Source organism: Deinococcus arcticus (genome assembly GCF_003028415.1).
Classification (GTDB): Bacteria; Deinococcota; Deinococci; order Deinococcales; family Deinococcaceae; genus Deinococcus; species Deinococcus arcticus.
The window spans coordinates 120245-142070 of record NZ_PYSV01000002.1 but is presented as its reverse complement, the minus strand read 5'-3'; the positions used below and the strand labels follow the sequence as shown (position 1 = coordinate 142070).

Below are 21826 nucleotides of genomic sequence, written 5' to 3'. Positions count from 1 at the left end.
CAGCTTTGGCAAGGTGTAAAAACGCCTGCCAAGTGGCGCAGGACAGGAGGGCTCAACCTCGTCACAGTCGCTCGAATTCCCTCACCTCCTGTGCCACATTTGGCGTAAGGAGGTGACGTGTGACGACGACCCCATTGCGCGCCCGAACGCCCGCCCAGAGCCCGTCCACTGCGGCGGCCAGACCCGCCAGTCCTGCCCCTGTGGCCCTGGCCAAGCCGCAGAAACCGGCTCAGCAACTCACCAATACCCTGACCACTGCGACCCGAGCCGCCACGGAGCAGACCCGGGTTGCCCTGAAGAAAATCAGCCGTCCCAACGAGGTCCTTGCCACTGAACTCCTGCATCAGAATTACGCTGTTGCTGTGGCGGGCAGCGCCGCTGTCAAGGCTGGGCAGGTGTTTGGGCCTGCTGGCACCAAACAGATTCAGGCCATCAATCAGGCGTTGGCAACGGCTTTCCTTCAGCCAGCAGGCCGAACAGCCAACATCGAGGACCTCCGCGATCTGGCCCGTTACCGGACTCAGCTTCTGGCTGACCTGACCGATGCTGGGTCCAATCCGGCCCGCAGAGCTGAGGTGAAGGCCAAGCTGGCGGCAGCCTATGCGCTGGCCCAGAAGGCGGCTGTCAGTACGGGCCGTGAGAAGGCTGGGGCGCTCTATGCCTTGCCCCAGGCCGTGGTGCCTTACAAAGTGTGGTCCGCCACGTACAACGAAACGGCCCTGAATCTGGCCGTGACAGGTTCGACCCGTCAGGTGAAAACCATTGGTGACACGCTGAGCCATGACATGCTCGGCTCCGGTGTGGGTGAATTGCCAGCGCTGGGCGCCGGTATTGTTGGCGCGGTTCTAGGTATCCGGGCCATGGGTGGGCGCAGCACGCCACCCCAGGGTGGGACTCAGCCACTGCCCCAGCGAGGCACACCAGCGCGCCCAGCCAGTGAAACGGGAACGCGCAGTCAATATGAGCAGGCGCAGCAGCAGGCCAGAGCCAGCGCGTACAAGTACGACGCCAAAAAGGTCACTTCCAACCAACTCTTTCTGGACGTGAATCCTAATGTCCGAACAGGTGAAACCCCGCAGCAAGCCGCCGCGCGGGTACAGGCTGCCAATGCTGAACTGCGCGCGCGGTTTCCCAAGATTGGTCAAGTGGACGGCCTGCTCAAAGATGTGCGCCCACATGTGGTGAGCAATGATTTTCTAGCCCGAGCACAACTCGATACAGGCGGGCAGATCAGCTTGCAAACAGGAAGTGCCGCCAAATTGGCGATTCCAGCATCCAAAGGCGTTGTCGTCGAGCCTATTCCAGGTTCAGCGGGAGAACCGATAGGCCGCTTTGAGTTCTATAACACCCCTGGTGGGCCCCGCAGCGGTTTTCTGTCTGGCGCAAATGCCATGTTGCCAGCAAGCGGTGGATACAACATCAAGTTTCTGACCGAGATTGGCAAAACCCCGCAAAACAGACCGAAATACGGAGAGGCGGCGCAGTGGAAGGCAGGGACCGAGCTGCCTGAGGGTTACCGCTATCAACTGGCACAGCGCACGATGCTCGAACGGGGTTTTGCGGGTGGACATTCAGCTGAGGCTTGGAAGAAGGCGCTCGACATATACGGTGATCAAGTGATCGTCAATAAGGCGGCAACCAAAACTATTTCATACAAAACTTCGTCTGCTGGGAAACTTGATACAGCCAGCCAGTATACATACAGTTTCAAAGGTCGTGCGGTGAAACAGCCCAAAACAGTTGGCGGAACCGCCAAAACGCTTGAATCTCTGGAGCCGGTTATAGCCAACCAGGTGGGGAAGTTTTTGTCTAGTAAGCCATTGACGACGGATAATCAGGTGATCACCGTGGAAGTCCCTGTCTTGAATAGATCCAATAAGACGGTTATGATGCCCATTGATGTTCGCATTGTTAAAAATCAAGTGAGTGGTCGACTGGAAATCGCAAGCTGGTACGTCAATGATAAAGCATTTACCATTGGAGGCTTGAAATGAATTATAGAGCGGTAAATTTTAGAGGTGATGGCTCGTATTTCATATCTGACGACCCTGAGAATATTCTTTACACCTTCATTTCGGGATCCGTAGGCGACATTATACAAAAAAGAGTCAAGGATTCTTCTGGATTTATGAAGCGATTCGATCCTATGGGCGAGGGCTATTACATTTATGCTCTTGGCGGTGCATCTCGAACCATCTATGCCCCTCAACCTAATGACCCTGAGCCGCAAGCTGAGGACGAGTGGACGGTTGATACAGAGGGCCCATATAGGTCAATCTCCATATCAGGCGATGAATTGCGGCACCTCTTCCGACAGGTCATTACCGGCCTGTTACCGCGCCACCCAGAACTGACCGCCGTTTATGACACCTGAGGGAAAGCCCGATTGCCGCGTGCACAGCCTCTACACAGTCAGCTGGGCAATGTATGGATGAAGCCTCAAGAACCCCTAAAGGTACGAACGTTGTCGTTCTGACACCTCTTCACCCCTAAAGCTGCTTACCGTAAAGCCATGACTGGACTTGCGCGGCAGATCACCCTGGTGTTGGCCACCCTGCTGACCCTGCTCATGAACTATCTGAGCAACGCCCTGCCCCTGTTCGGCAACAGCAACAAGGAGGTGAGCGACGCCCTGCCCAACGCGTTCACCCCCGCCGGGCTCACGTTTGCGGTGTGGGGCCCGATCTTCCTGGGCCTGCTGGTGTTTGCCGTGTATCAGGCGCTGCCCGGCCAGCGCACGGCGCGCTATGACCGGCTGTTCTGGCCGTTCTTGCTGGCGAACGTGCTGAACGTCTCCTGGCTGCTGGCCTTCCAGAGCCTGAACATTGGCCTGAGCGTGCCCATCATGCTGGCGCTGCTGGCCAGCCTGATCTGGCTGTACCTGACTGTGCGCGGCCTGAAGCCCCTGGGCGCCGAGGCACTGGCGTTGCAGGTGCCGGCCAGCCTGTACCTCGCCTGGATCAGCGTGGCGACCATTGCGAACGTCACCGCCTTTCTGGTCAGCATTGGGGTCACGGGCGGCGCCCTCGGCCTGAGCCCGCAGCTCTGGTCAGCCCTGCTGGTGGTGATCGCCGCCGTGATCGGGGTGTTCTTCCTGGTGCGCTTCCACGATTACGCTTTCGCTGCTGTGCTGCTCTGGGCCTTTTACGGGGTGTATGTGGCCCGCACGGATACAGCCATCGTGGCCCTGGGCGTGCTGGTGGCGGCGGCGCTGGTGGTGCTGGCCGGGCTGGCCAGCCTGCGAGGGCGAAAAGCCGCGCTGTAGGCCTCCTCCCCGGCCCTCTCCGTTGTGGGGGGGGCTTTTTTGCCAACTCTGAAGCGCTGAACGGGCTGGGGCAGCTGTGGCCGTGTTGGCCGAAGTCCTCTGTGCCCCTTTCGCTCACGCGGGGGGCTGCCTTTCACGGGTCAGCCCCTTTACTCCCAGTCCCAGGTGCGCCAGTCGCTGGGGCGGGCCTCGGTCGGGCGGGTGGCCGTGCGCTTTGGCCCGTCCGGGTGCGGATACCAGGGATAGGCCGCTGCCAGTGCCTCGTCCAGGCGGCGGCGCAGCAACCCGGCCAGGGCCGCGCGCTCGCGCTCGCTGAGGGGCGCCAGGGGCGCGGCCAGATGGTCCAGCACCGCGTCCAGCTGGGCCAGGTACGGCGCGCGGGCCTGCCGCACGGCGCCCTTGCGCAGCGGCTGGGGCTGCACCACGGGTACGAAGGCCGCCGCCGCCGTTTCCAGGGCCTCGGCGCGGGCCTGCGCGCGGGCGGCGCGGGTGCGCTCGGCGCGTTCGCGGGCGTCGGCAGCGCGGGCCTGGGCGGCCAGAAAGACGTCCTGGCGTTCCACATCCAGCACCCGGGCTTCCTCGTACAGCTTGACGGGCGGCAGGCGACGCCGGCCCATCTTCAGGCCGTTGGGGCGTGTGCTGTCGTGCTCGCCCAGAAAGCGGCGAATCAGCGCGGGGGTCCAGCCCCGGTCCTTCAGGTCCTGGGTGGCCAGAAAGCCTGGGGGGTTCACCGGGGGCGCCTCCCGGGTGCGGGGTTTGTTCGGGCTGGCCACCGTTACCCCCCTTCGCCCGGCCACTCGCGCCGCAGCAGGTCCAGCTGCACGCGGTCAAAGTGCTTCCCCCCCACCAGTCGGGCCTCGCGCACGCGCCCGGCCTCCTGAAAACCCAAGCGCCGCGCCGCACGGATCATGCGCGTGTTGCCGCTCCAGGTGGTGAAAGTGAGGACGTGCGCCTCTGTTTCGTCCAGTGTCGCCTGTACCCACTGCCGCAACGCCGCCGTGCCCAGCCCCTGGCCCCAGTGGGCGGGGTCGTAGATCAGCACGCCCAGGTCCCACCAGCCGCCGCCTGCCGGGTCTTCCTCGGCGCGGTTGACCATGCCAATGCACTGGCCACCCAGGTCAATCACCCGTTCGTGCGGGCTGGGCGGCGTCTCGGCCAGGCGCTCCACGTAACGCCCCAGGGCCTCGGTGGTGTTGCTGGCATGAAAATACGGCGCGTCCCACTGGCGCCACTCGGCGCCCGGGTCAGTCAGCCAGCGGCGCAGCACGTTCAGGTCACGCGGGCGGCGGCCCCGCAGGGTCAAGGCAGGAGCACTCACGCCGCGCATGCTGCCATAGACCCTGGGGGCCGACTGTACCCCTTCACGGCAGCAGGCGCAGCAGCGGCGGCCCCAGGGTAACGGCCCCCACCACCAGCGCGCTCAGGCTGGCCAGCAGCACCGCCGCCGCCGCCGTGTCCTTGGCCACCCTCGCCAGCGGATGAAGTTCCGGGCTGGCCAGGTCCACCAGCGCTTCCAGGGCGGTGTTCAGCAGTTCCAGCCCCAGCACCAGCCCGCAGGCCAGCGCCACCGGGGCCAGCGGCGCTCCCAGCGCCAGTCCCAGGCCCAGAGCCAGCGCAGCCGCCCAGCATTCAATGCGGAAGTTGGCCTGGTGCCGGTAGGCGTGCGCAGCCCCGGCCCAGGCGTAGCCCGCCGAACGCACAAAGCGCCGCCCACTCAGGGCCGAGCCGCCAGCCGGTCGCTCTGGGGGCCGCTGTGGCGCTGGCTCAGACACCGGCCGGCAGGGCGGCGCGCGCCGCGTCCCAGGCCGCGTGGAAGACCGCCCAGTCCTCGCCCGTGGCGCCTTCCTCAAACCCCAGGCCCTCGGCGTGGGGGTGGTCATGGCCCACCAGATGGGTCAGGCCGTGGCTGGCCAGCAGCGCCACTTCCCGGCTCAGGCTGTGGCCGCGTGCCCCGGCCTGCCGCGCGGCCGTGTCCAGGCTGATCACGATGTCGCCCAGGTGCGGCGGCATGAAGGGATCGCCGGGCTCCCAGGTGGGAAAGCTCAGCACGTCGGTGGCGGCGTCCTCGCCCCAGTGCTCGCGTTTCAGGGCGCGGATGGTCCGGTCGCCCACCAGTACCACGGTGACCTCGCGCGCCTGCACGCCAAAATGCGTCATCGCCGCCGTCAGGCTGGCCCGCAGCGCCGTTCGCAGGCCCGCTGGCGGGGTCTTGCGCACAATCAGGTCAATCACAGGGGCCAGTGTAGACCAGGGAGCCAGCGCCGCCCCACCAAGAGCAAGAGACCCCGGCGCAGCGTCACACCGGGGTCCTTCTATCAACCGTCACCGTTCAACCATCAGCCCTCACCCCACCGGATCACCTTCACCCTCTGGGATGCTGGCAAACTCGCCCCGGCGGGCGGCGCGTTTGTCCTGCTCGGCTTCCTCGGCCACCTCGTACGCCTTGATGATGCGGCCCACCAGCGGGTGGCGCACCACGTCCACCTCGGTAAACTCGTGCCACGCAATGCCTTCAATGCGGCTGAGCACGCGCTTGGCCACCGCCAGACCACTGGTGATGTGGCGGGGCAGGTCAATCTGGGTCACGTCGCCCGTGACCACGACCTTGCTGGAAAAGCCCATGCGGGTCAGGAACATCTTCATCTGCTCGCCGGTGGTGTTCTGGGCCTCGTCGAGAATGATGAAAGCGTCGTTGAGCGTGTTGTGCGTCACGACAAAGTGCTCGGTGACGTACAGCGCGTCCTCGGCGGCCACCCGGATGCACTGCATGGGCGCGCGCCCCACCTTTTCAATGGCCGTGATAAAGCGCATGGGTCGCCCGCCGCCGTGTTCGGCGTAGCGGTCGGCCTTGCGTTTCAGGCGGAAGGGCGCCACGCCGGCGGGCAGGCGGATGTCCAGCACATGGGCATCGTGGCGGTAGGCCACAGGGCGCCCATCCGCCAGTCCCGGGGTGCGTCCTTCGGCGGCCCGCACCCGGCGGTGGACCACGCCACCCAGCGACTGCACCAGTTCGCTCACGTCGTCGGCCAGCTGGGCCGAGGTGGTCGTGTACTGCACCCGGCAGGAGCGGCCCGCCTGCGTGACGGGGCCGCCATCTGTATCCAGCAGGCCCTGCAGCACCGCCAGGCGGACGGCCGGTGCATTGTGCTTGTACACGGCGGGCACGAATTTCTGCGCCGAGGTCCTGCCGTCCAGCCCCAGGGTGCGCAGGGCGCTGGTCACGGGATTGGCGATGCGCTGCCCGCCGCGCCCACCGGCCGTATGCCGCACGGTGTAGTCGTAGCGGTCCTTGTGCGCCAGGGCCAGCACAGGTTCGGGGGCCTGTGCGTTCAGGGCCACCTCCAGGGCCTGGACCAGTTCAGGGTCGGCGCTGGAAAAACTGGGTGTGCTGGTGCAGGTCGTGCGGCCGTCTCCCAGCAGCAGGCCCAGGGCGTAGGGCTCCAGGGGCACCGGCTGTTCGGGGAACGCGGCCGGGCCGCTCAGCAGGGGAATTTCGTAGCGGTGCTGGTGGTTGCTTCTCAGGTTGCCCATCATCTCGCGCGTTTCCAGTACGCGCCCGGGGCGGCCCCGCCGCCTGTCCGAGGGCGTGTGGACCGTCCACAGGTGTTCCTCGCAGCACTCCACGCTGACCCCATCGCTGAAAGTCACGCGGTACACGTCCTTGTCTCCCTGGGGATAGATGCCCACCACGCGCGTGGGGCGCCCGTCCGAGCCGATCACGTGGTCGCCCACTTCCAGACTGCCCATCTCGCGCCAGCCCAAAGGCGTGAGCACCTGGCTGGTCAGCGGCTGCGCCCGGCCGCGCATAAAGGCCAGCGGGGCAATCTCAATCACGCCGCTGGTCAGGTAGGACTCGAATTTCTCCTGGTCCAGCATGTCCTGCAGGGCGTCGTACAGGGGGCGCAGGTAGGGGTCAATCTTGGCCTGCAGGTCGCCGGGCAAGAAGCCCAGCTTCTCGCCGGCCTCCACAGCGGGGCGCGTGAGGATGATGCGCTTGACCTTCTTGGCCTTCAGGGCCTGCACCGCCATGGCCACCGCCATGTAGGTCTTGCCGGTTCCGGCCGGACCCACGCCGAAGGTGATGTCGCTCTTGTCAATGCTGTCCAGGTACAGCTTCTGCCCCGGGGTCTTGGGCTTCAGGCCACGCGGCAGGCTCAGGCCGCTCACCTGCGTTTCCTGGGCGAGGCTGCGGCCCTCGCCACTTAGGCGGGCGGCGCGCAGCAGGCTGTCGGGGGTCAGCTCGCCGCCCGAACGCACCAGGTCCAGGGCGTCGCGGACCAGCCGCTCGCCGTGCTGCACGTCGGCTTCTTCACCGGTAATCGTCACGGTTTCGCCGCGCGCCACCAGTTTGGCCTTGGTGAGTTCGCGCATGCGGCGCAGGTTGGCGTCGTTCGGGCCCAGCAGGGCGTAGGCTTCGCGGGGGTTGTCGAGGGTAATGGTGGCGCTGGCGCCGCCTTGGGGAAGCTGCGTCAAATGATCTCCAGTCGTGCCAAAGCACAGTCCTTCCCCACTTGGTGGCTGGGGAAGGAAAGGGGGGCGTGGGGCATTAAGGGTCGGCTCTCATTTTGTGGGCCCCCCCGGGGGGCGGACGTGTGCGGATCCACAATTGCGGCGCAGATGGGCCAGATGAAGTATTCCTCTGCGCCAGGATGCCCATGGACCAGAACCCGCATGGGCCAGGAGGTCGCCGGCGTCTGGCCGCCCACGAACCCGGCCGTACAGAACGGGGGAAGCGCAGCGGCCTGGGGTCAGAAGGCCCGGTGTCCTGGGGGCACAGCGGCCAGCCGGGCGCGGCCCGGGCCCGGGGTGGGTACACTGGGCGCGTGACCGTGCCGGACGCTGCGCCCCTTTTGCACGCCTTCCTGTTGGCCGACCCCGCCGCCCATTCGCTCTCGCCCCGGATGCATGCGGCGGCCTTCCACGCCGCTGGCCTGAACGGCACCTACGGGGCCCGGCGGGTGCCCGCCAGCGACCTGGGCGCGGCCCTGGCGGCCCTGCGCGCCCCGGGTGTACTGGGCGCCAACCTCAGCCTGCCGCACAAGGAAACGGCGCTGGCCCTGCTGGACACACTCAGCCCGGCGGCGCGGGCCATCGGCGCGGTGAACACGGTGGTTCACCGCAACGGGGAACTGCTGGGCGACAACACCGACGCCCCGGGGCTGATGGCGGCGCTGGACGACGCGGGGTTTGACTGGACGCCGGGTGCGCAGGCGGTGGTGCTGGGGGCCGGCGGCGCGGCGCGGGCGGCCGTGTACGCCGCGCTGCGGCTGGGCGAGGCGCGGGTGTGGGTGGTCAACCGGACCCCGGCGCGGGCCCAGGCGCTGACCCGCGCCTTCCCGGCCCCGGACCGTCCGGTGGTTGCCGCCCCCGCCGCCGACGTGCCCTGGCCAGAGATCTCGCTGGTGATCAATGCCAGCAGCGCGGGCCTGGACGCCCCGGACCAGACACCGCTGGACGCCGCCTGTCTGGCCGGGCTGCCTCCAGGCGCCCTGGTGTACGACATGGTGTACAGGCCTCTGGACACCCGCCTGCTGCGCGAGGCCCGCGCCCTGGGTCTGCGGGCCGAGAACGGGCTGGGGATGCTGGCCCATCAGGCGCGGCTGGCCTTTGGGCTGTGGACCGGGGTCACCGTGCCGGTGGAGGTGTTTCTGGGAGCCCTGGACGCCGGAGCCCAGCCGTGAACGCCCTGCGCCGCGCCTCGGCCCCGGTGATGGTGATGGCCCTGGTGCTGATCCTGACCACCGTGATGGCGCTGGTGGTGAATACTTTTACCCGCGAGCAGCAGCGCAGCCGCTTCGAGCGCGAGACCGATGTCTACACCCAGGCCCTGGCGGCCCGTGTGCAGATCTACGAGCGCCTGCTGGAAGCCACCCGCGCCGGCTGGCAGACCTGGGGGCAGCGGCTGGATGAACCGGTCTTTGCGCGCTACGTGCAGGGCGTGGACCTGCCGGGCCGCTACCCCGGGGTGCAGGCGGTGGGTTACGCCGCCTGGACGCCCGCCGTTCAGACCGCCGCGCTGGAACGCCAGTTGCGCGCGGCCGGCACCCCGGTGCAGGTGCGGCCCGCGCGCACCGGCCGGGCGCACCGCGCGGTGATTGCCCTGATTGGCCCGCCCGTGGCGCAGAACCTGGACGCCCTGGGCTTTGACATGTACAGCGAACCCGGGCGCCAGCGGGGCTTTGACGGCGCGCGCCGCAAGGGCCGGGCCCAGGCCACGGGCGCGCTGCACCTGATTCAGCGCGACGCCCAGGGCCAGCGGCTGCGCGGTTTTCTGATGATGCTGCCGGTGTGGCAAAACCCCGTCCAGCGCACCGAGCTGCAGGGCTTCGTGTACGTGGCGGTGCGCGCCGACCACTTTCTGCAGGACCTGACCCCGCTGCAGGGCGGGCGACTGCTGGCCGACGTGCGGCTGGGTGGGCAGTCCCTGAGCGCCGCGCCCCCGGACCTGGGCGACCAGTCCTTTCGCGCCCAGGAGACCCTGGAACTGGTGGGGCAGACCTGGGAGGTGCGCTTTGGCGCCGGGCCCGGCTTTGGCCGTGACCTCGCCGCCCTGATTCCGGCGCTGGTGGCGCTCACCGGCTTTCTGATCGCGGGGTTTTCCTTCCTGCTTGTCAAGGCGCAGGTGGATGCCCGGGGCCGCGCCGAGGGCCTGAACGTCTCGCTGGCCCAGGCCCGCGCCCGCCAGGAGCAGGCCCGCGCCGAATTCGAGGCCATCTTTCACGCCATGCAGGACGCGGCGGCCTTTACCGACACCGAGGGCCGCATCCGCATGGTCAATCCGGCCCTGAGCGCGCAGTTTGGTCTGGGGGCCGAGGCCCTGGCCGGCCAGCGGCTCTCGGCGCTGCATCTGGACCGGCGCCTGGACAGCCGCGCCACCTTCCAAGCCCTGACCACTCCGTACGTGCGCCACGGCGGCACGCAGTTCTACGGCGAGGCCCAGCGCTCCGAGGTGCGCGACCCCGGTGGCGAGCGCCTGGGCCTGCTGGAGGTGATCCGGGACGTGACCGAGCGCGTGGCGGCCGAGCGCGCCCTGCAGGCCGAGGAGCGGCGCTCGCGCAGTGTGCTGGACGCCATTCCGCACATCGTGCAGGTCAGTGAAACCAGCGGCGAGGTCACCTTTGTCAATCAGCAGCACCGCGCCGAACTGGGGCCGGGCGACCTGAGCGCCCACCTGCACCCCGAGGACCATGCCGCCTACGCGGCCATGTGGCGCGGCGCTGTGGCCAGCGAGCAGGGCGCGCAGACCGAGGCCCGGCTGCGCCTGCAGGGCACCGAGCGCTGGTTCGTGCTGAAAGTCGCGCCCATCTCGGACGGCAGCGGGCGGGTGACGGGCTGGGTCACCACCGCCACCGACATTCACGACCGCCTGCAGGCCGAGCGCCTCGCGCAGCGCAACGAGGAGCGCTACCGGGGCGTGATTGAGGGCATGCCGCAGATTGTGTGGCTGGCCGACGCCGGGGGGCAGGCGCTGTACTTCAACCGGCAGTGGAACGCCTACGTGGGCGACGAGCACGCGGGGGCCGGGCTGCTGCCACTGCTGCACCCCGATGACCGGGAAGACTACGCCCGGCGCTGGCGCGCGGCGCTGCACGCGGCCCGGCCCTTCGAAGCCGAGCACCGCCTGCGCGGCGAGGGCGGCGTCTACCGCACCTTCGTGACGCGGGGCCTGCCGGTGCGCGGCGCCGAGGGCCGCGTGATCGAGTGGGTGGGCACCAGCACCGATGTGGACGATTCGGTGTACGCCGAGAACGCCGCGCGGCTGCTGGCCGACGTGACCGAGCAGCTCACCGCCCGCAGCGAGGAAGGCGCGCAGATGCCCGCCGAACGCTACCGCGCCGCCCTGCTGCGCCTGAGCCGCTTTGTGGACAGCGGCGCCCTGTGGACCGTGGGGCCCACCCGGCTCTCGGCGTCCTCGCCGGGCGGCGCGTGGCGGGCGCCCGCCTTTGAAGCCTTCACGGCGCAGGCCATTGAGCGCGTGCTGGCCACCGAGGACCCCGTGTTCACCGACCGCGATCCGGCCCTGGCGCGCGTGGGGGCCACGGGCGCGCTGTTCTACCCCCTGATGGGACGCGGCGGGCACCTGGAAGGCGTGCTGGGCCTGCTCTACCGCCAGCCCATCAGCAACCGCGATTCGGATCTGGCCCAGGAACTCGCGCAGCGCTTCGCCTCGGCCCTGAGCAACGACCGCCTGCAGGAACGGGTGCTGAGCGCCCAGGCCGACCTGCAGCAGCTCAACCAGTCGCTGGAGGAGCGGGTGACGCAGCGCACCCTGGAACTGGAAGCGGCCAACCGCGAACTCGAAGCCTTCAGCTACTCGGTCAGCCACGACCTGCGCACGCCGCTGCGGCACATCGTGGGCTTTGCCGACCTGCTGGCCAGAGAGGTGGGCGAGGGCCTGAGCCCCAAGGGCGGGCGGTATCTGGGCGTGATCCGGGATTCGGCCGGGCGCATGAGCCAGCTCATTGACGACCTGCTGAGCTTCTCGCGCATGGGCCGCCAGGAGCTGCGCCGCGTGCCGGTGAACCTGCGCGACCTGGTGCTGAGCAGCTGGAAGGCCCTGGAACCGGACCGCCAGGGCCGCGAGGTGCACTTCGAGGTGCCCGGCGCGCTGCCGGTGGTGCAGGGCGACGAGGCGCTGCTGGAGCTGGTGTTCACGAACCTGCTGTCCAACGCCCTCAAGTACACCCGGGGCCGCGACCCGGCGCGTATTGAGGTCTCGGCGCATACCCACGGGGGCCAGGTGACAGTGACGGTTCGTGACAACGGCGTGGGTTTCGATCCGCGTTACGCGGATAAACTGTTTGGCGTGTTTCAACGCCTGCACCGCGCCGAAGAATTTGAGGGAATTGGCATTGGCCTGGCCAATGTGCGCCGGATCGTCACGCGCCACGGCGGCACCGTCAGCGCCGACGCGCAGCCCGGCGAGGGCGCGGTCTTCACCGTGACCCTGCCGCTGGAAGGCGCGGCGTGAGCGCCGACCTGAGCGCGCCCGGCCCGGCGTCGCCCGGCACCGACCGCGCCCCGACCGAATTGCCCGGGGCCAGCGGGGTTCTTTGCATCCTGCACCTGGAAGACAACGAACTGGACCATGAACTGGTCACCATGCACGTGGAAGGCGAGCTGCCCTGGCCGGTGCAGATCACCCGCGTGGAGGACGAAAGCGGCTTTCTGGCCGCGCTGGAAGGTCAGCCCCCCCACCTGATCCTGAGCGACTTTGCCCTGCCCAGCTACGACGGCCTGAGCGCCTACCGCGCCGCCCACGCCCGCTGGCCCAACGTGCCTTTCATCATCGTGACCGGGGCCATGGGCGAGGAAACCGCCGTGGACACCCTGCGCGAGGGGGTCACGGATTACATCCTCAAGCAGCGCCTGGAGCGCCTGCCCAGCAGCATCCGCCGGGCCATGGCCGAGGTGGAGTCCCGCCTGCAACGCGAGCGGGCCGAGCGGGAAATCCGCGCCCTGAACGAGAACCTGCGTGCCCGGCTGGACGAGGTGGAGCGGCTGCGCAACACTGCCGAGCGCCAGAGCCAGCGCCTGGAAATTCAGGCCCGGCAGCTCGAAGAGGCGCTGAACCTGCAAAAGACCTTTCTGGCCGAAACCAGCCACGAACTGCGCACCCCCCTGACCGCCCTGCACGGCTATCTGCGCCGCGCCGAGCGCGAGGTGGGCGGCTCGCAGACCCTGCTGGACGCCCAGCGCGTGGCCGAGAACATGACCCGGCTGGTCAACGACCTGCTGCAGCTCTCGCGCGGGGAACTGGTGCAGAGCATCGAGATGCACTTCATGAACCTGGGCCAGCTGCTGCGGCAGGTGGGGCGCGACTACGGTGTGGCCGCCCCCGAAAGCAGCGTGGAAATCGTGGGCGACCCAGGCCGCCTGACCCAGGTGTTTGTCAATCTGGTCACGAACGCCATTCGCGTGACCGGCAACGCCGAGCTGGTGCGCCTGGACATTCAGCCGCGCCCCGGCGAGGTGGAGGTGCGGGTGGTGGACCAGGGCCCCGGCGTGCCCGATCACGTCAAGCCCAAGATCTTTGACAAGTTCTACCGGGGCAAGGAGGCCGGGTCGGCCGGCCTGGGGCTGACCATCGCCCAGCAGGTGGTCACGGCCCACGGCGGCACCATTGACGTGGTGGACACGCCGGGCGGCGGCGCCACCTTCCGCGTGCGCCTGCCCCTGCCCGAGGAGGACGAGGAAACGGGCGTGGCCGATGACGCGCTGGACCCCCTGGCGGACATGGACCCCGGAAGCGCGCTAGCGTAAGGCATGAAAAAGACCCTGCACGTGACCTGGCTGGGCCAGCAGCGCTACCTGGGTGTCAGCGAGAGCGGGCACCAGTTGCTGATAGACAACAGCGCCGTCAAGGTGGGCGTGTCCCCCATGGAGGCCCTGCTGGGCGCCCTGGCCACCTGCACCGCCTATGACGTGGTGGAAATCATGAACAAGCGCCGCACGCCGCTGTCGCACTACCGCATCGAGGTTGAAGGCGAGCGCGCCGAGACTGCCCCCAAGCGCTACACCCGCATCACGGTGCGCCACATTGCCAGCGGCGCGGGCATCACCGAGGACGCGCTGCACAGGGCCGCTCACCTGAGCCACGAGAAATACTGCTCGGTGGCGGCCTCACTGAACAGCGAGATCGTGGTGGACACGCGGGTAGAGGCCGAGCCGGACCAGGCACGCTGAGCGCACCGCACGCCGGTTCCTCGGGCCCCACGCTCTGGCGTTCCGCCGGGGACTGGGGCCTGGGTTCTTTGGGCCCCCTTCGCTGTCCCTCTGCCCCGGCAGTTCTTATACGAACTCGGATTGAATGGCTGACAAAAGCGATTCAATTCAAGCGGACTCACAGAGCTGATTCGCAGAGCGACCAGCAGAAACACGTCCCTTCAGGCGTGGCGTGAGCAATCCGGTTCTGTTCCGGATTGTGAGCGTTACAGACGGAATCCGGATCAGAAGAGCACCGAGTCATTTCCGTTCCCGGTGCGAGGCCCTTTTTTCGCCCCTCGCTCTGCGGCGCAGCTGTCCCAGCCCTGCCGGTTGATCGGGGGCTTGGCAGCGGGCGACTTAAGGACGTTGCACCTCACGTTACGACTTTGCAGGAGAGCACCGCAAAGTCTCCACTCCCGGTGCAACGTCCTTTTTTCGATACTCGCTCTGCTGCGCAGCTGTTCCAGCCCGCTCGGTTGATCTGAAGATCAACAGCGAGCGACTTAACAGGACATTCATGTCTGCCCCGGCCGCTGATCCACCGGCCGGGCCACTGCATACAGCTGGATGTTCAGGGGCGCCTGCTGCGTGGGCCGCCCGCTGTACGTGCCGGAACCGTTTATCCCACCCTTTTTCCGGACCCGCCCTGCGGCGTGGTTCAGGGGCCCGCTGTGCCCCAGGAGTCTGCCATGACCCATACACCTGAATCCTCCGAAACCGTCAACCGCCGCGCCGCTCTGGGCTTTCTGGGCAAGGTGGGCCTGGGGGCCGCCGCTTTTGGCCTGGGCGGTGTGGCCAGCGCCGCGCCCGCCAAGAACATTGATGTGGACGTGCTGAACTTCGCCCTGAACCTCGAATACCTGGAAGCCGCCTTTTACCTTGCGGCGGTGGGACGCGTGGCCGAACTGCGCCGGATTGGGGGCGGCGCCGAGATCCGCCTGCCCGCCGGCCTGGACCAGAATCGGGGCATGACCTTCAAGGACGGCAACGTGCAGGCCCTGGCGCGCGATATTGCCGAAGACGAGCTGCAGCACGTCAAGTTTCTCTCCGGCGCGCTGGGCAAGGCGGCGGCCCCCCGCCCCGTCATTGACCTCAGCGGCGCCTTCCGCGCGGCCGGGCAGGCGGCGTCTGGCGGCAAGATCACCGGCTTTAATCCCTATCTGAACGACCTGTTCTTCCTGCACGGCGCGTTCATTTTCGAGGATGTGGGCGTGACCGCCTACAACGGAGCGGCCACCCTGATCACCAATCCGGCGTACCTGCAGGCCGCCGCCGGCATTCTGGCCGTGGAGGCGTACCACGGCGGCGCCATTCGCACCATGCTCTACCAGCAGCGTCAGGTGAGTGCAGCGGCCGGGCTGTACGTGGGACAGGTTGTGCAGGCGATCAGCAACCTGCGCGGCAAGGTGGGCGGCATGAAGGACATGGGCCTGAGCGACAGCCGGGGCATGGCCGTCTTCGCGCCGGCCGACAACAACGGCGTGGCGTACGGCCGCACCACCCGCGAGGTCCTGAACATCGTGTATCTGGCCCCGGGCGCCAGCCGGGGCGGCTTCTACCCGAACGGCCTGACGGGCTCGATCAAGTAGGGACCAGACGCCAGCAGGGCCCGCCAGGGCAGGGAACATGGGTGCGGCCGGAGGAAGGCCGCACCCTTTCGCGTGGCGCGGGGCCGTGGGCGCGGGGATCCCGCTCTCCAGCGCTGCTGGCCCCCCGGGGTAGGGGAGACCAGCCCTCCAGAGGCTTCGCCCGCTCTGCTACCCTGCGCCCCATGACGCCCACCCCTTCGGTGTTGCGGGCCGCCGCCTTTCGCACGCTGGCGCCCCAGCCCGGCGTGCAGGCGGCGCTGAACACCCTGGGCTTCGTGCAGGCTGATCCCATTCGGGCCCCCGCCCGCGCCCAGGACCTGACCCTGATGGCGCGCCTGCCGGATTACCGCGCCGGCGACCTGGAACGCCTGTACCCGGCCCTGGACGCCGAGGAGGACCTGCTGCCCAACTACGGCTTCGTGCCCCGGCGCGTGCAGGCCCTGCTGCACCCCCGCGAGGTCGAGCCGCAGGTGCTGCAGTCGCACCCGGAGCTGGCGGGCGCGGTGCGGGCGCTGCTGGAGGAGGCGGGTGAACTGCATCCCCGGCAGGCGGCGGCCCAGCTGGGGCGCGGGGGCGTGGTGAATGCCTGGGGCGGGCAATCCAGCGCGGCGACCCGTGTGCTGGAGGCCCTGCACCGCCGGGGCGAGGCGCGGGTGGTGCGCCGGGCGCGGGGCGTGCGGGTGTATGGTCCGGCCCCCCATCTGGCCGCGCTGCGCCTGAACCCTCTGCCCGAACCGGACCGCCTGCGCGGCGCCGTGCATCTGCTGGCCGAACTGTATGGCCCGCTGCCCGAAGCCAGCCTGGGCTATCTGGTGGGGCTCTCGCACCTCGGCTTTCCGCACCTGCACGGGGCGCTGCGGGCCGCCTTTCGCACAGCCGTGCGCGGGGAACTGGCGGGCGCCGTGGTGGACGGCGTGCGCTACGTGTGGCCGGCCGCGTGGACCCTGGAGGCTGACACCCCACGCGGGGTGCGCGTGGTGGGTCCTTTCGATCCGCTGGTGTGGGACCGCCGCCGCTTTGCGCACCTGCACGGCTGGACCTACCGCTTCGAGGCGTACACCCCGGCCCCCAGGCGGCGGCTGGGCTACTACGCGCTGCCTGTCTTTCAGGGGGAGCGGGCGGTGGGCTGGGCCAACCTGCGCCTGGATGGCCCGGCCCTGGTGGCCGAGGTGGGGCTGGTGCCCGGCGTGCGCCGCACCGCCGCGTTCACCCGCAGCCTGAAGACCGAACTGGCGCGCTACCGCACCTTTCTGGACGCTGCCGACGTGCAGGTGGTGGAGGGCTGAGCCTGTCGCGGTTCAACGCCTCTTTTCGGAATCCGTCTTACTCCCACCACGCGGCCACGGCGGCCGCCAGGGCCTGCTGCACGCCACTGCTCTCGCGGCGCTGGGCCTGCCGGGCCGTGGACAGGAGGTTCAGGGCCAGACCTGCCCGTTCCTGCGCGGCCAGTTCGGCCGCCGACAGGCGCAGGCCCCGGTCGGCCAGCGCCTCCCCGTACGCGGCGCGCAGGGCCGGGCCCAGGCGGGTACGCTCGGCCGGGTCCAGGCGCAGCGCCAGCAGATGTGCCAGGTCCTCGCCGGGCACGCTGGGGTGCAGCTGTCCGTAATCAATCAGTTCCGGTGGACCGCCGTCGCGGGGCCACAGCACCTGCCCGGCGTGAATGTCGCCGTGCACCAGGGTCCACACCGGGGCCCGCGCCAGCAGACTGGGCAGGGCCTGCGCCGCCGCCCGCAGGGCCTCGGCCGCGCCCGGCCCAGCGGCGTCTGGCGGGGACACCGGGGCGCTGCGGGCCAGCACCTCCTGCGGTTGCCAGGTCCAGCGCCCTTTCAGCATCGGCTGGCCCGGGCCGGCCCAGAAAGCGTGCAGCCCGGCCAGTAGGCGCACCACGTCCAGCAGGGCCCCCTCGCGCTGGGCATCGGTGACAAAGGCGCCCCAGCCCCAGGTGGCGTCTGTGCGGTCCACTGTGAGCAGGTGGGCCAGGGGCGGCTCGGCCCGCGCGGCGCTGTGCAGGTGCGGGGCGTGGGACACAGGTGCGTGCGGCGCCAGCTCGCGCAGGTAACGGCTTTCCCGGCGCAGGCGCTCGGCCGCGCGCGGGTTGCGCCAGCCGGCAGGCAAATACTTCAGAAACAGGGGCCCACCGGGACTGCGGTAGCGCGCGAAGGCGGCGCCCTCGCCGGTCCAGGTTTCAAGCACGCGGGCCCCGGGGAAGGCTGCCCGCAGCTCGGGCGGCCACATCCGGGGCCCGGTGGCCGGGGCGCGGCCCTGCAGGGTGGCGCCCCAGTCAGCGGCCCGGTCCCTCAGGGTGGGGGGCAGGGAAGGGGAAATGGAGGCGGCGCCCCGCTCAGCCCAGCAGGGAGAACAGGCCAGCCACCGAGCCGCCCGCTGCCAGCGCGGCAAACACGAACGCCCCCAGGCACCCCGAGGACTTCTTGGTGGTGCGGTAGTGACCGCTGTGCCCGTAGCCGTGGCGTTTGTGGCTGCTGTGGCTGCCATGCCCCACAAAACCGCCCTTGTGACCGCTGCGACTGAACGAGAAGGACCCTGCTGAAAATCCGCTCATGCCCTACGGTACGCAAAACGGCGCCGGGGGGGTGCGTTCCTTGGACCGGGTTCAATGTTGGGGATCGGGAGTGACACACTCGCGGGCGTATCATGCGTCCGATCATGAGTGAACGGAAGTATTTCGGAACAGACGGCGTGCGCGCGGTCGCGGGCGCGCATCCCCTCACGGCCGCCTGGGTCATGGACCTGGGCGCCGCTGCCGGGGAAATTCTCAAGGCGGGGCGCGAACACGCCAGTGTGGTGATCGGCAAGGACACCCGTCAGAGCGGCGACATGCTCGAAGCGGCGCTGGCCGCGGGCCTGACCAGCCGGGGCGTGCATGTCATTCATGTGGGCGTGCTGCCCACGCCGGGCGTCAGCTACCTCACCCGCTACCTGGGCGCCGACGCCGGCGTGGTCATCAGCGCCTCGCACAACCCCTATCAGGACAACGGCATCAAGTTCTTTGGGCCGGGCGGCCAGAAACTCAGCGACGCCACCGAGCACCGCATTGAGGCGGCCCTGGACAACCTGGCCGGGCTGCCCCCCGTGACGGGCGTGAGCCTGGGCGGCGTGACCAATTACTCCGAGGCTGAGCGGCTGTATGTGGGCTACCTGCGCGGGCACGCCCCGGACCTGAGCGGGCTGCGCATTGCCATGGACTGCGCCAACGGCGCGGCCTACCGCGTGGGCCCCAAGGTCTTTCAGGCGGCGGGCGCCGACGTGTTCGCGGTGTACACCACCCCCGATGGCCGCAACATCAACCGCGACTGCGGCAGCACCCACCTGGAGCACCTGCAGCGCATCGTGCGTGACGGGGCCTACGACCTGGGCGTGGCCTTTGACGGCGACGCCGACCGCGCGCTGTTCGTGGACAGCCGGGGCAACGTGATCCACGGCGACCACATGCTGCTGCTCAATGCCCGCGCGCGTGGCGAGCAGGGCGTGGTGACCACCATCATGGCCAATATGGCCCTGGAGGTGAAGCTCAAGGAGGCGGGCATTCCCCTGGAACGCACCGCTGTGGGCGACCGCTACGTTCACGAGCGCCTGCACGAACGGCACCTGAACCTGGGCGGCGAGCAGAGCGGCCACGTCCTGTTTCTGGACATTTCGCCCACCGGCGACGGCGTGCTGAGCGCCCTGCTGACCCTGAAGAGCATGAAGGCCCTGAACACCACCCTGGACGCCCTGTTCGACGATCTGGTGATGTACCCGCAGACCCTGGTGAACGTGCGCGTGGCTGACAAGAAAGCCATTGCCGCCGACGGCGAGGTGAGGGCCGCCGTGGCCCGCGCCGAGGAGCAGCTGCGCGGTAAGGGGCGGGTGAACCTGCGCCCCAGCGGCACCGAGAATCTGATTCGCGTGATGGTCGAGGGCCAGGACGCCAGCGAGATTCACGAGATTGCCCGCGTGCTGGCCGGCGTGGTGCAGTCGCGCGGTGCCCAGGCGTAGGTGCCCCAGCACACCCGCCGGGGGCATTCCCACGCCCCTCATGGCGCGCCGGGGTAAAACTGCACTCAGCCTGCCCGGCGCCGCCCCAGATCAGACTGGGGTCAAGCGCCGGGTGTGCAATGGGCCTGTTCCCTGATTTCTGGAGGTTGCACGATGAAACACAACTTGTTCTCTGCGGTGGCCCTGCTGTGTGGCCTGTCGCTGGCGGCGGCCCAGGCTGTGCCCAGTCCGCTGAAACTCACGGCCAGTACCTCGGTGGTCACCCAGACCACGCAAAACGGCAAGACGGTGGAAACCCTGACCGACGCCAGCAAGACCGCCGTGGTGCCCGGCACCCTGCTGGACATGGCCCAGACCTGGCAGAGCGTCACCAGGAGCGATCTGCGCAACATGAGCCTGAACATGAGGGTGGACCCGGCCACCACCTTCCGCAGCGCGGCGTGCAACGTCAGCGGCGTGACCACCCTGTTCAGCGCCGACGGCGGCAAGACGTTTGGCCCCGCGCCCCTGAAAAAGACCGTGACTGTGACCGAGAACGGCCGCCAGGTGCAGCGGCAGGTGGAGGTCAAGCCCAGCGAGTACACCAACGTGCGCTGGCAGCTGCCGCTGATCAAGGCCGGCAGCGAGGGCCGCTGCGCGCTGCGCGTGGTGGTGAAGTAAGCCGCACAGTCAATGCCGCAGGCAAAAAGCATCCCCCAGCCGGGTCCGGTGGGGGTGCTTTGTTGTGGCTGGCGGCGTGCCGCGCCCGGCCACCCGGGCTTAAGTACGTTGCACCTCACGTTACGACTTTGCAGGAGAGCACCGCAAAGTCTCCACTCCCGGTGCAACGTACTTTTTTCGATACTCGCTCCGCTCGGTTGATCTAAAGATCAACAGCGAGCTACTTAGCCCTGCTGCGCGGCCTTGGCGCGGTTGATCGCCTTGGCCAGACGGCTCTTCTTGCGGGCCGCGGCGTTCTTGTGCAGGGTGCTGCCCTTGGCGGCCTTGTCAATCAGGCTCTCGGCGCGGCTCTGCAGGGTGTTCAGGTCCTCGGCGCCGGTCTGGGCGGCCACCACGGCCTTCTTGGTGAAGGTCTTGATGGTGCTCTTGCGGCTGCGGTTCAGCAGGCGGCGCTTGAGGCTCTGGCGGTGACGTTTCTGGGCGGACTTGTGACGCAGGGCCATGTGAATTCTCCTTGTTCTCCCGCCGCCAGTCTGGCGGAGTCGGGGCGGTTCCTGCTGGGCAGGAACGCGAGCGTCCGGGGGCCCCGCGAGGGGGGGCCGGCGCGCCGGGGCAGGTTGCTGGCCCCGGGCCACCCACCCCAGGCAGGGAATGGGCAACCTCGTGACTATACCTGCCTTTGGGGGCGGCGGCAAGCGGCATACTGCGGGGCATGACGGGCCGATACCGCCGCGCCGGGCCACGCCGGGCCCCCGATGCCGACGCTGACGGCGCAGAACGGGTGCACCCCCCGCGCCGCCCCCCCACCCCTGAGGAGCAGCGCGACGCCCTGCTGGCCTACGCTTTTCGCGCCCTGGGCCAGCGCGCCCTGAGTGCCCAGGAACTGCGCGCCCGCCTGGAGCGGCGCAGCGACGACCCCGAACTGGTGGCGCAGGTGCTGGCGCGGGTGCAGGAACTGGGCTATCAGGACGACACCCAGGTGGCCCGCGCCGAGAACACCCGCCGGGGCGTGGGCGCCGTGCGTGTGCGCCACACCCTGAAGCGGCGCGGCCTGGACGAGGAACTGATTCAGGACGCCCTGCAGACCCGCGACCCGGCGCGCGAGGCCGAGGAGGTGGCGGCCCTGCTGGAGCGCCGCTGGCCCTCGTTTGCCCGCAAGCGCGATCCTCAGGCCAGTGCCTTTGCCTTTCTGGCCCGGCGCGGCTATCCCGGCAGCGTGATCTGGCCCGCCATCCGCGCCTTCCTGGCCGCTCAGGACCAGGAACCCGACTGGAGCGGGGAAGAGGAAACAGACTGATACGGGTTCCGAAAAGTTCCGTAACACGTTGCGGAACTTTTCCGACCAGAGGGACTCGAAGAGCTGCGCAGCAGAGCAGGAAAGAAGGCGGATTTCCGGGAATTGGAGGAACATCCGGCTCTTTCCCGGATGGTACGGAAATGGACGGAATCCGTATGAACCGTCTGGAACAGGGCAGGTGATCAGCCGTGGCCCGGTGCCATGGGCGGGCCCTGCAGGGATGAGGGAAGCTTGCTGGACCCTCTTGCCGGCTCACGCCTCTTCCGAAGCCCAGCCTCTTGCCGCTCGCAAGAGCGGGAAGCTACGTTCTGA

Annotated in this window: 19 protein-coding genes and 3 pseudogenes; 12 read left to right on the top strand and 10 right to left on the bottom strand. The window is 68.6% G+C overall.

The genetic code is table 11. From position 1 onward, the window contains the following. Positions 1-200 precede the first annotated feature (200 nt). From C8263_RS18770 to C8263_RS02930, 3 genes are all read left to right on the top strand, one after another. Positions 201-1994 (top strand): hypothetical protein, encoded by a 1794-nt coding sequence (locus C8263_RS18770; protein WP_146160566.1) that lies wholly within the window; start codon positions 201-203, stop codon positions 1992-1994. Beyond that, positions 1991-2374, top strand: a complete 384-nt coding sequence (locus C8263_RS18765) for a hypothetical protein (RefSeq protein WP_146160565.1) — start codon at positions 1991-1993, stop codon at positions 2372-2374. The genes C8263_RS18770 and C8263_RS18765 overlap by 4 nt, the downstream gene beginning before the upstream one ends. A gap of 138 nt (positions 2375-2512) precedes the next feature. Then, a complete protein-coding gene (locus C8263_RS02930; protein WP_107136612.1) occupies positions 2513-3265 on the top strand; it encodes a TspO-related membrane protein in 753 nt (250 codons plus the stop codon). Positions 3266-3414: 149 nt separating this feature from the next. Here the strand turns inward: C8263_RS02930 and C8263_RS02925 are convergent, their stop codons facing one another. The 7 genes and pseudogenes from C8263_RS02925 to C8263_RS19545 all read right to left on the bottom strand — a co-directional run. Next, positions 3415-3996 (bottom strand): hypothetical protein, encoded by a 582-nt coding sequence (locus tag C8263_RS02925; protein WP_233218606.1) that lies wholly within the window; start codon positions 3994-3996, stop codon positions 3415-3417. Positions 3997-4040: 44 nt separating this feature from the next. Further along, positions 4041-4592 (bottom strand): GNAT family N-acetyltransferase, encoded by a 552-nt coding sequence (locus tag C8263_RS02920; RefSeq protein WP_107136610.1) that lies wholly within the window; start codon positions 4590-4592, stop codon positions 4041-4043. A 34-nt stretch (positions 4593-4626) separates the two neighbouring features. Further along, positions 4627-5037 carry a diacylglycerol kinase gene (locus C8263_RS02915; protein WP_107136609.1) on the bottom strand — a complete coding sequence of 137 codons (411 nt, stop codon included), beginning with the start codon at positions 5035-5037 and terminating at the stop codon, positions 4627-4629. Further along, positions 5030-5497: an rRNA maturation RNase YbeY gene (ybeY, locus tag C8263_RS02910; protein ID WP_107136608.1), complete on the bottom strand. Its 468-nt coding sequence runs from the start codon at positions 5495-5497 to the stop codon at positions 5030-5032. The genes C8263_RS02915 and ybeY overlap by 8 nt, the downstream gene beginning before the upstream one ends. Positions 5498-5608: 111 nt before the next feature. After that, positions 5609-5965: pseudogene (locus tag C8263_RS19555) on the bottom strand (PhoH family protein); the annotation flags it as partial. A 279-nt stretch (positions 5966-6244) separates the two neighbouring features. Then, positions 6245-6385 (bottom strand): annotated as a pseudogene (locus C8263_RS19945) (LAGLIDADG family homing endonuclease); the annotation flags it as partial. A gap of 675 nt (positions 6386-7060) precedes the next feature. Continuing rightward, positions 7061-7765: pseudogene (locus tag C8263_RS19545) on the bottom strand (PhoH family protein); the annotation flags it as partial. Positions 7766-8088: 323 nt separating this feature from the next. On the opposite strand from C8263_RS19545, the gene aroE reads away from it, so the two are divergent. The 6 genes from aroE (at position 8089) to C8263_RS02875 (ending at position 16847) form a co-directional block, all read left to right on the top strand. Then, positions 8089-8946, top strand: a complete 858-nt coding sequence (gene aroE / locus C8263_RS02900) for a shikimate dehydrogenase (protein ID WP_233218605.1) — start codon at positions 8089-8091, stop codon at positions 8944-8946. After that, positions 8943-12236, top strand: a complete 3294-nt coding sequence (locus C8263_RS02895) for a PAS domain S-box protein (protein ID WP_233218604.1) — start codon at positions 8943-8945, stop codon at positions 12234-12236. Before aroE ends, C8263_RS02895 begins: the two co-directional genes overlap by 4 nt. After that, the gene (locus C8263_RS02890) at positions 12233-13528 is read left to right on the top strand and encodes a hybrid sensor histidine kinase/response regulator (protein WP_408608027.1); all 1296 of its coding nucleotides are present in this window, start codon (positions 12233-12235) and stop codon (positions 13526-13528) included. The genes C8263_RS02895 and C8263_RS02890 overlap by 4 nt, the downstream gene beginning before the upstream one ends. 3 nt (positions 13529-13531) lie before the next feature. Further along, positions 13532-13951: an OsmC family protein gene (locus C8263_RS02885; protein WP_107136606.1), complete on the top strand. Its 420-nt coding sequence runs from the start codon at positions 13532-13534 to the stop codon at positions 13949-13951. A 710-nt stretch (positions 13952-14661) separates the two neighbouring features. After that, entirely contained in the window at positions 14662-15561 is a 900-nt protein-coding gene (locus C8263_RS02880) for a ferritin-like domain-containing protein (RefSeq protein WP_107136605.1), read from the top strand. Between the two features lie 182 nt (positions 15562-15743). Further along, complete coding sequence (locus C8263_RS02875; RefSeq protein WP_107136604.1) at positions 15744-16847, top strand: DNA glycosylase AlkZ-like family protein; 1104 nt, start codon at positions 15744-15746, stop codon at positions 16845-16847. Between the two features lie 37 nt (positions 16848-16884). On the opposite strand, the gene C8263_RS02870 is transcribed toward C8263_RS02875, so the two are convergent. Further along, a complete protein-coding gene (locus C8263_RS02870) occupies positions 16885-17754 on the bottom strand; it encodes a phosphotransferase family protein (protein ID WP_233218603.1) in 870 nt (289 codons plus the stop codon). A gap of 148 nt (positions 17755-17902) precedes the next feature. Further along, entirely contained in the window at positions 17903-18121 is a 219-nt protein-coding gene (locus C8263_RS02865) for a hypothetical protein (protein WP_107136602.1), read from the bottom strand. A gap of 104 nt (positions 18122-18225) precedes the next feature. Between C8263_RS02865 and glmM the strand changes: the two genes are divergently transcribed. Together glmM and C8263_RS02855 are read left to right on the top strand one after the other, a co-directional pair. After that, positions 18226-19557 carry a phosphoglucosamine mutase gene (gene glmM, locus C8263_RS02860; RefSeq protein WP_107136601.1) on the top strand — a complete coding sequence of 444 codons (1332 nt, stop codon included), beginning with the start codon at positions 18226-18228 and terminating at the stop codon, positions 19555-19557. A 153-nt stretch (positions 19558-19710) separates the two neighbouring features. Then, the gene (locus C8263_RS02855; RefSeq protein WP_107136600.1) at positions 19711-20217 is read left to right on the top strand and encodes a hypothetical protein; all 507 of its coding nucleotides are present in this window, start codon (positions 19711-19713) and stop codon (positions 20215-20217) included. A gap of 224 nt (positions 20218-20441) precedes the next feature. On the opposite strand, the gene rpsT is transcribed toward C8263_RS02855, so the two are convergent. Further along, the gene (gene rpsT, locus C8263_RS02850) at positions 20442-20720 is read right to left on the bottom strand and encodes a 30S ribosomal protein S20 (RefSeq protein ID WP_107136599.1); all 279 of its coding nucleotides are present in this window, start codon (positions 20718-20720) and stop codon (positions 20442-20444) included. A 209-nt stretch (positions 20721-20929) separates the two neighbouring features. Here rpsT and C8263_RS02845 point away from each other — a divergent pair, with 209 nt between their 5' ends. Then, a complete protein-coding gene (locus C8263_RS02845) occupies positions 20930-21514 on the top strand; it encodes a RecX family transcriptional regulator (protein WP_107136598.1) in 585 nt (194 codons plus the stop codon). Positions 21515-21826 lie beyond the last annotated feature (312 nt).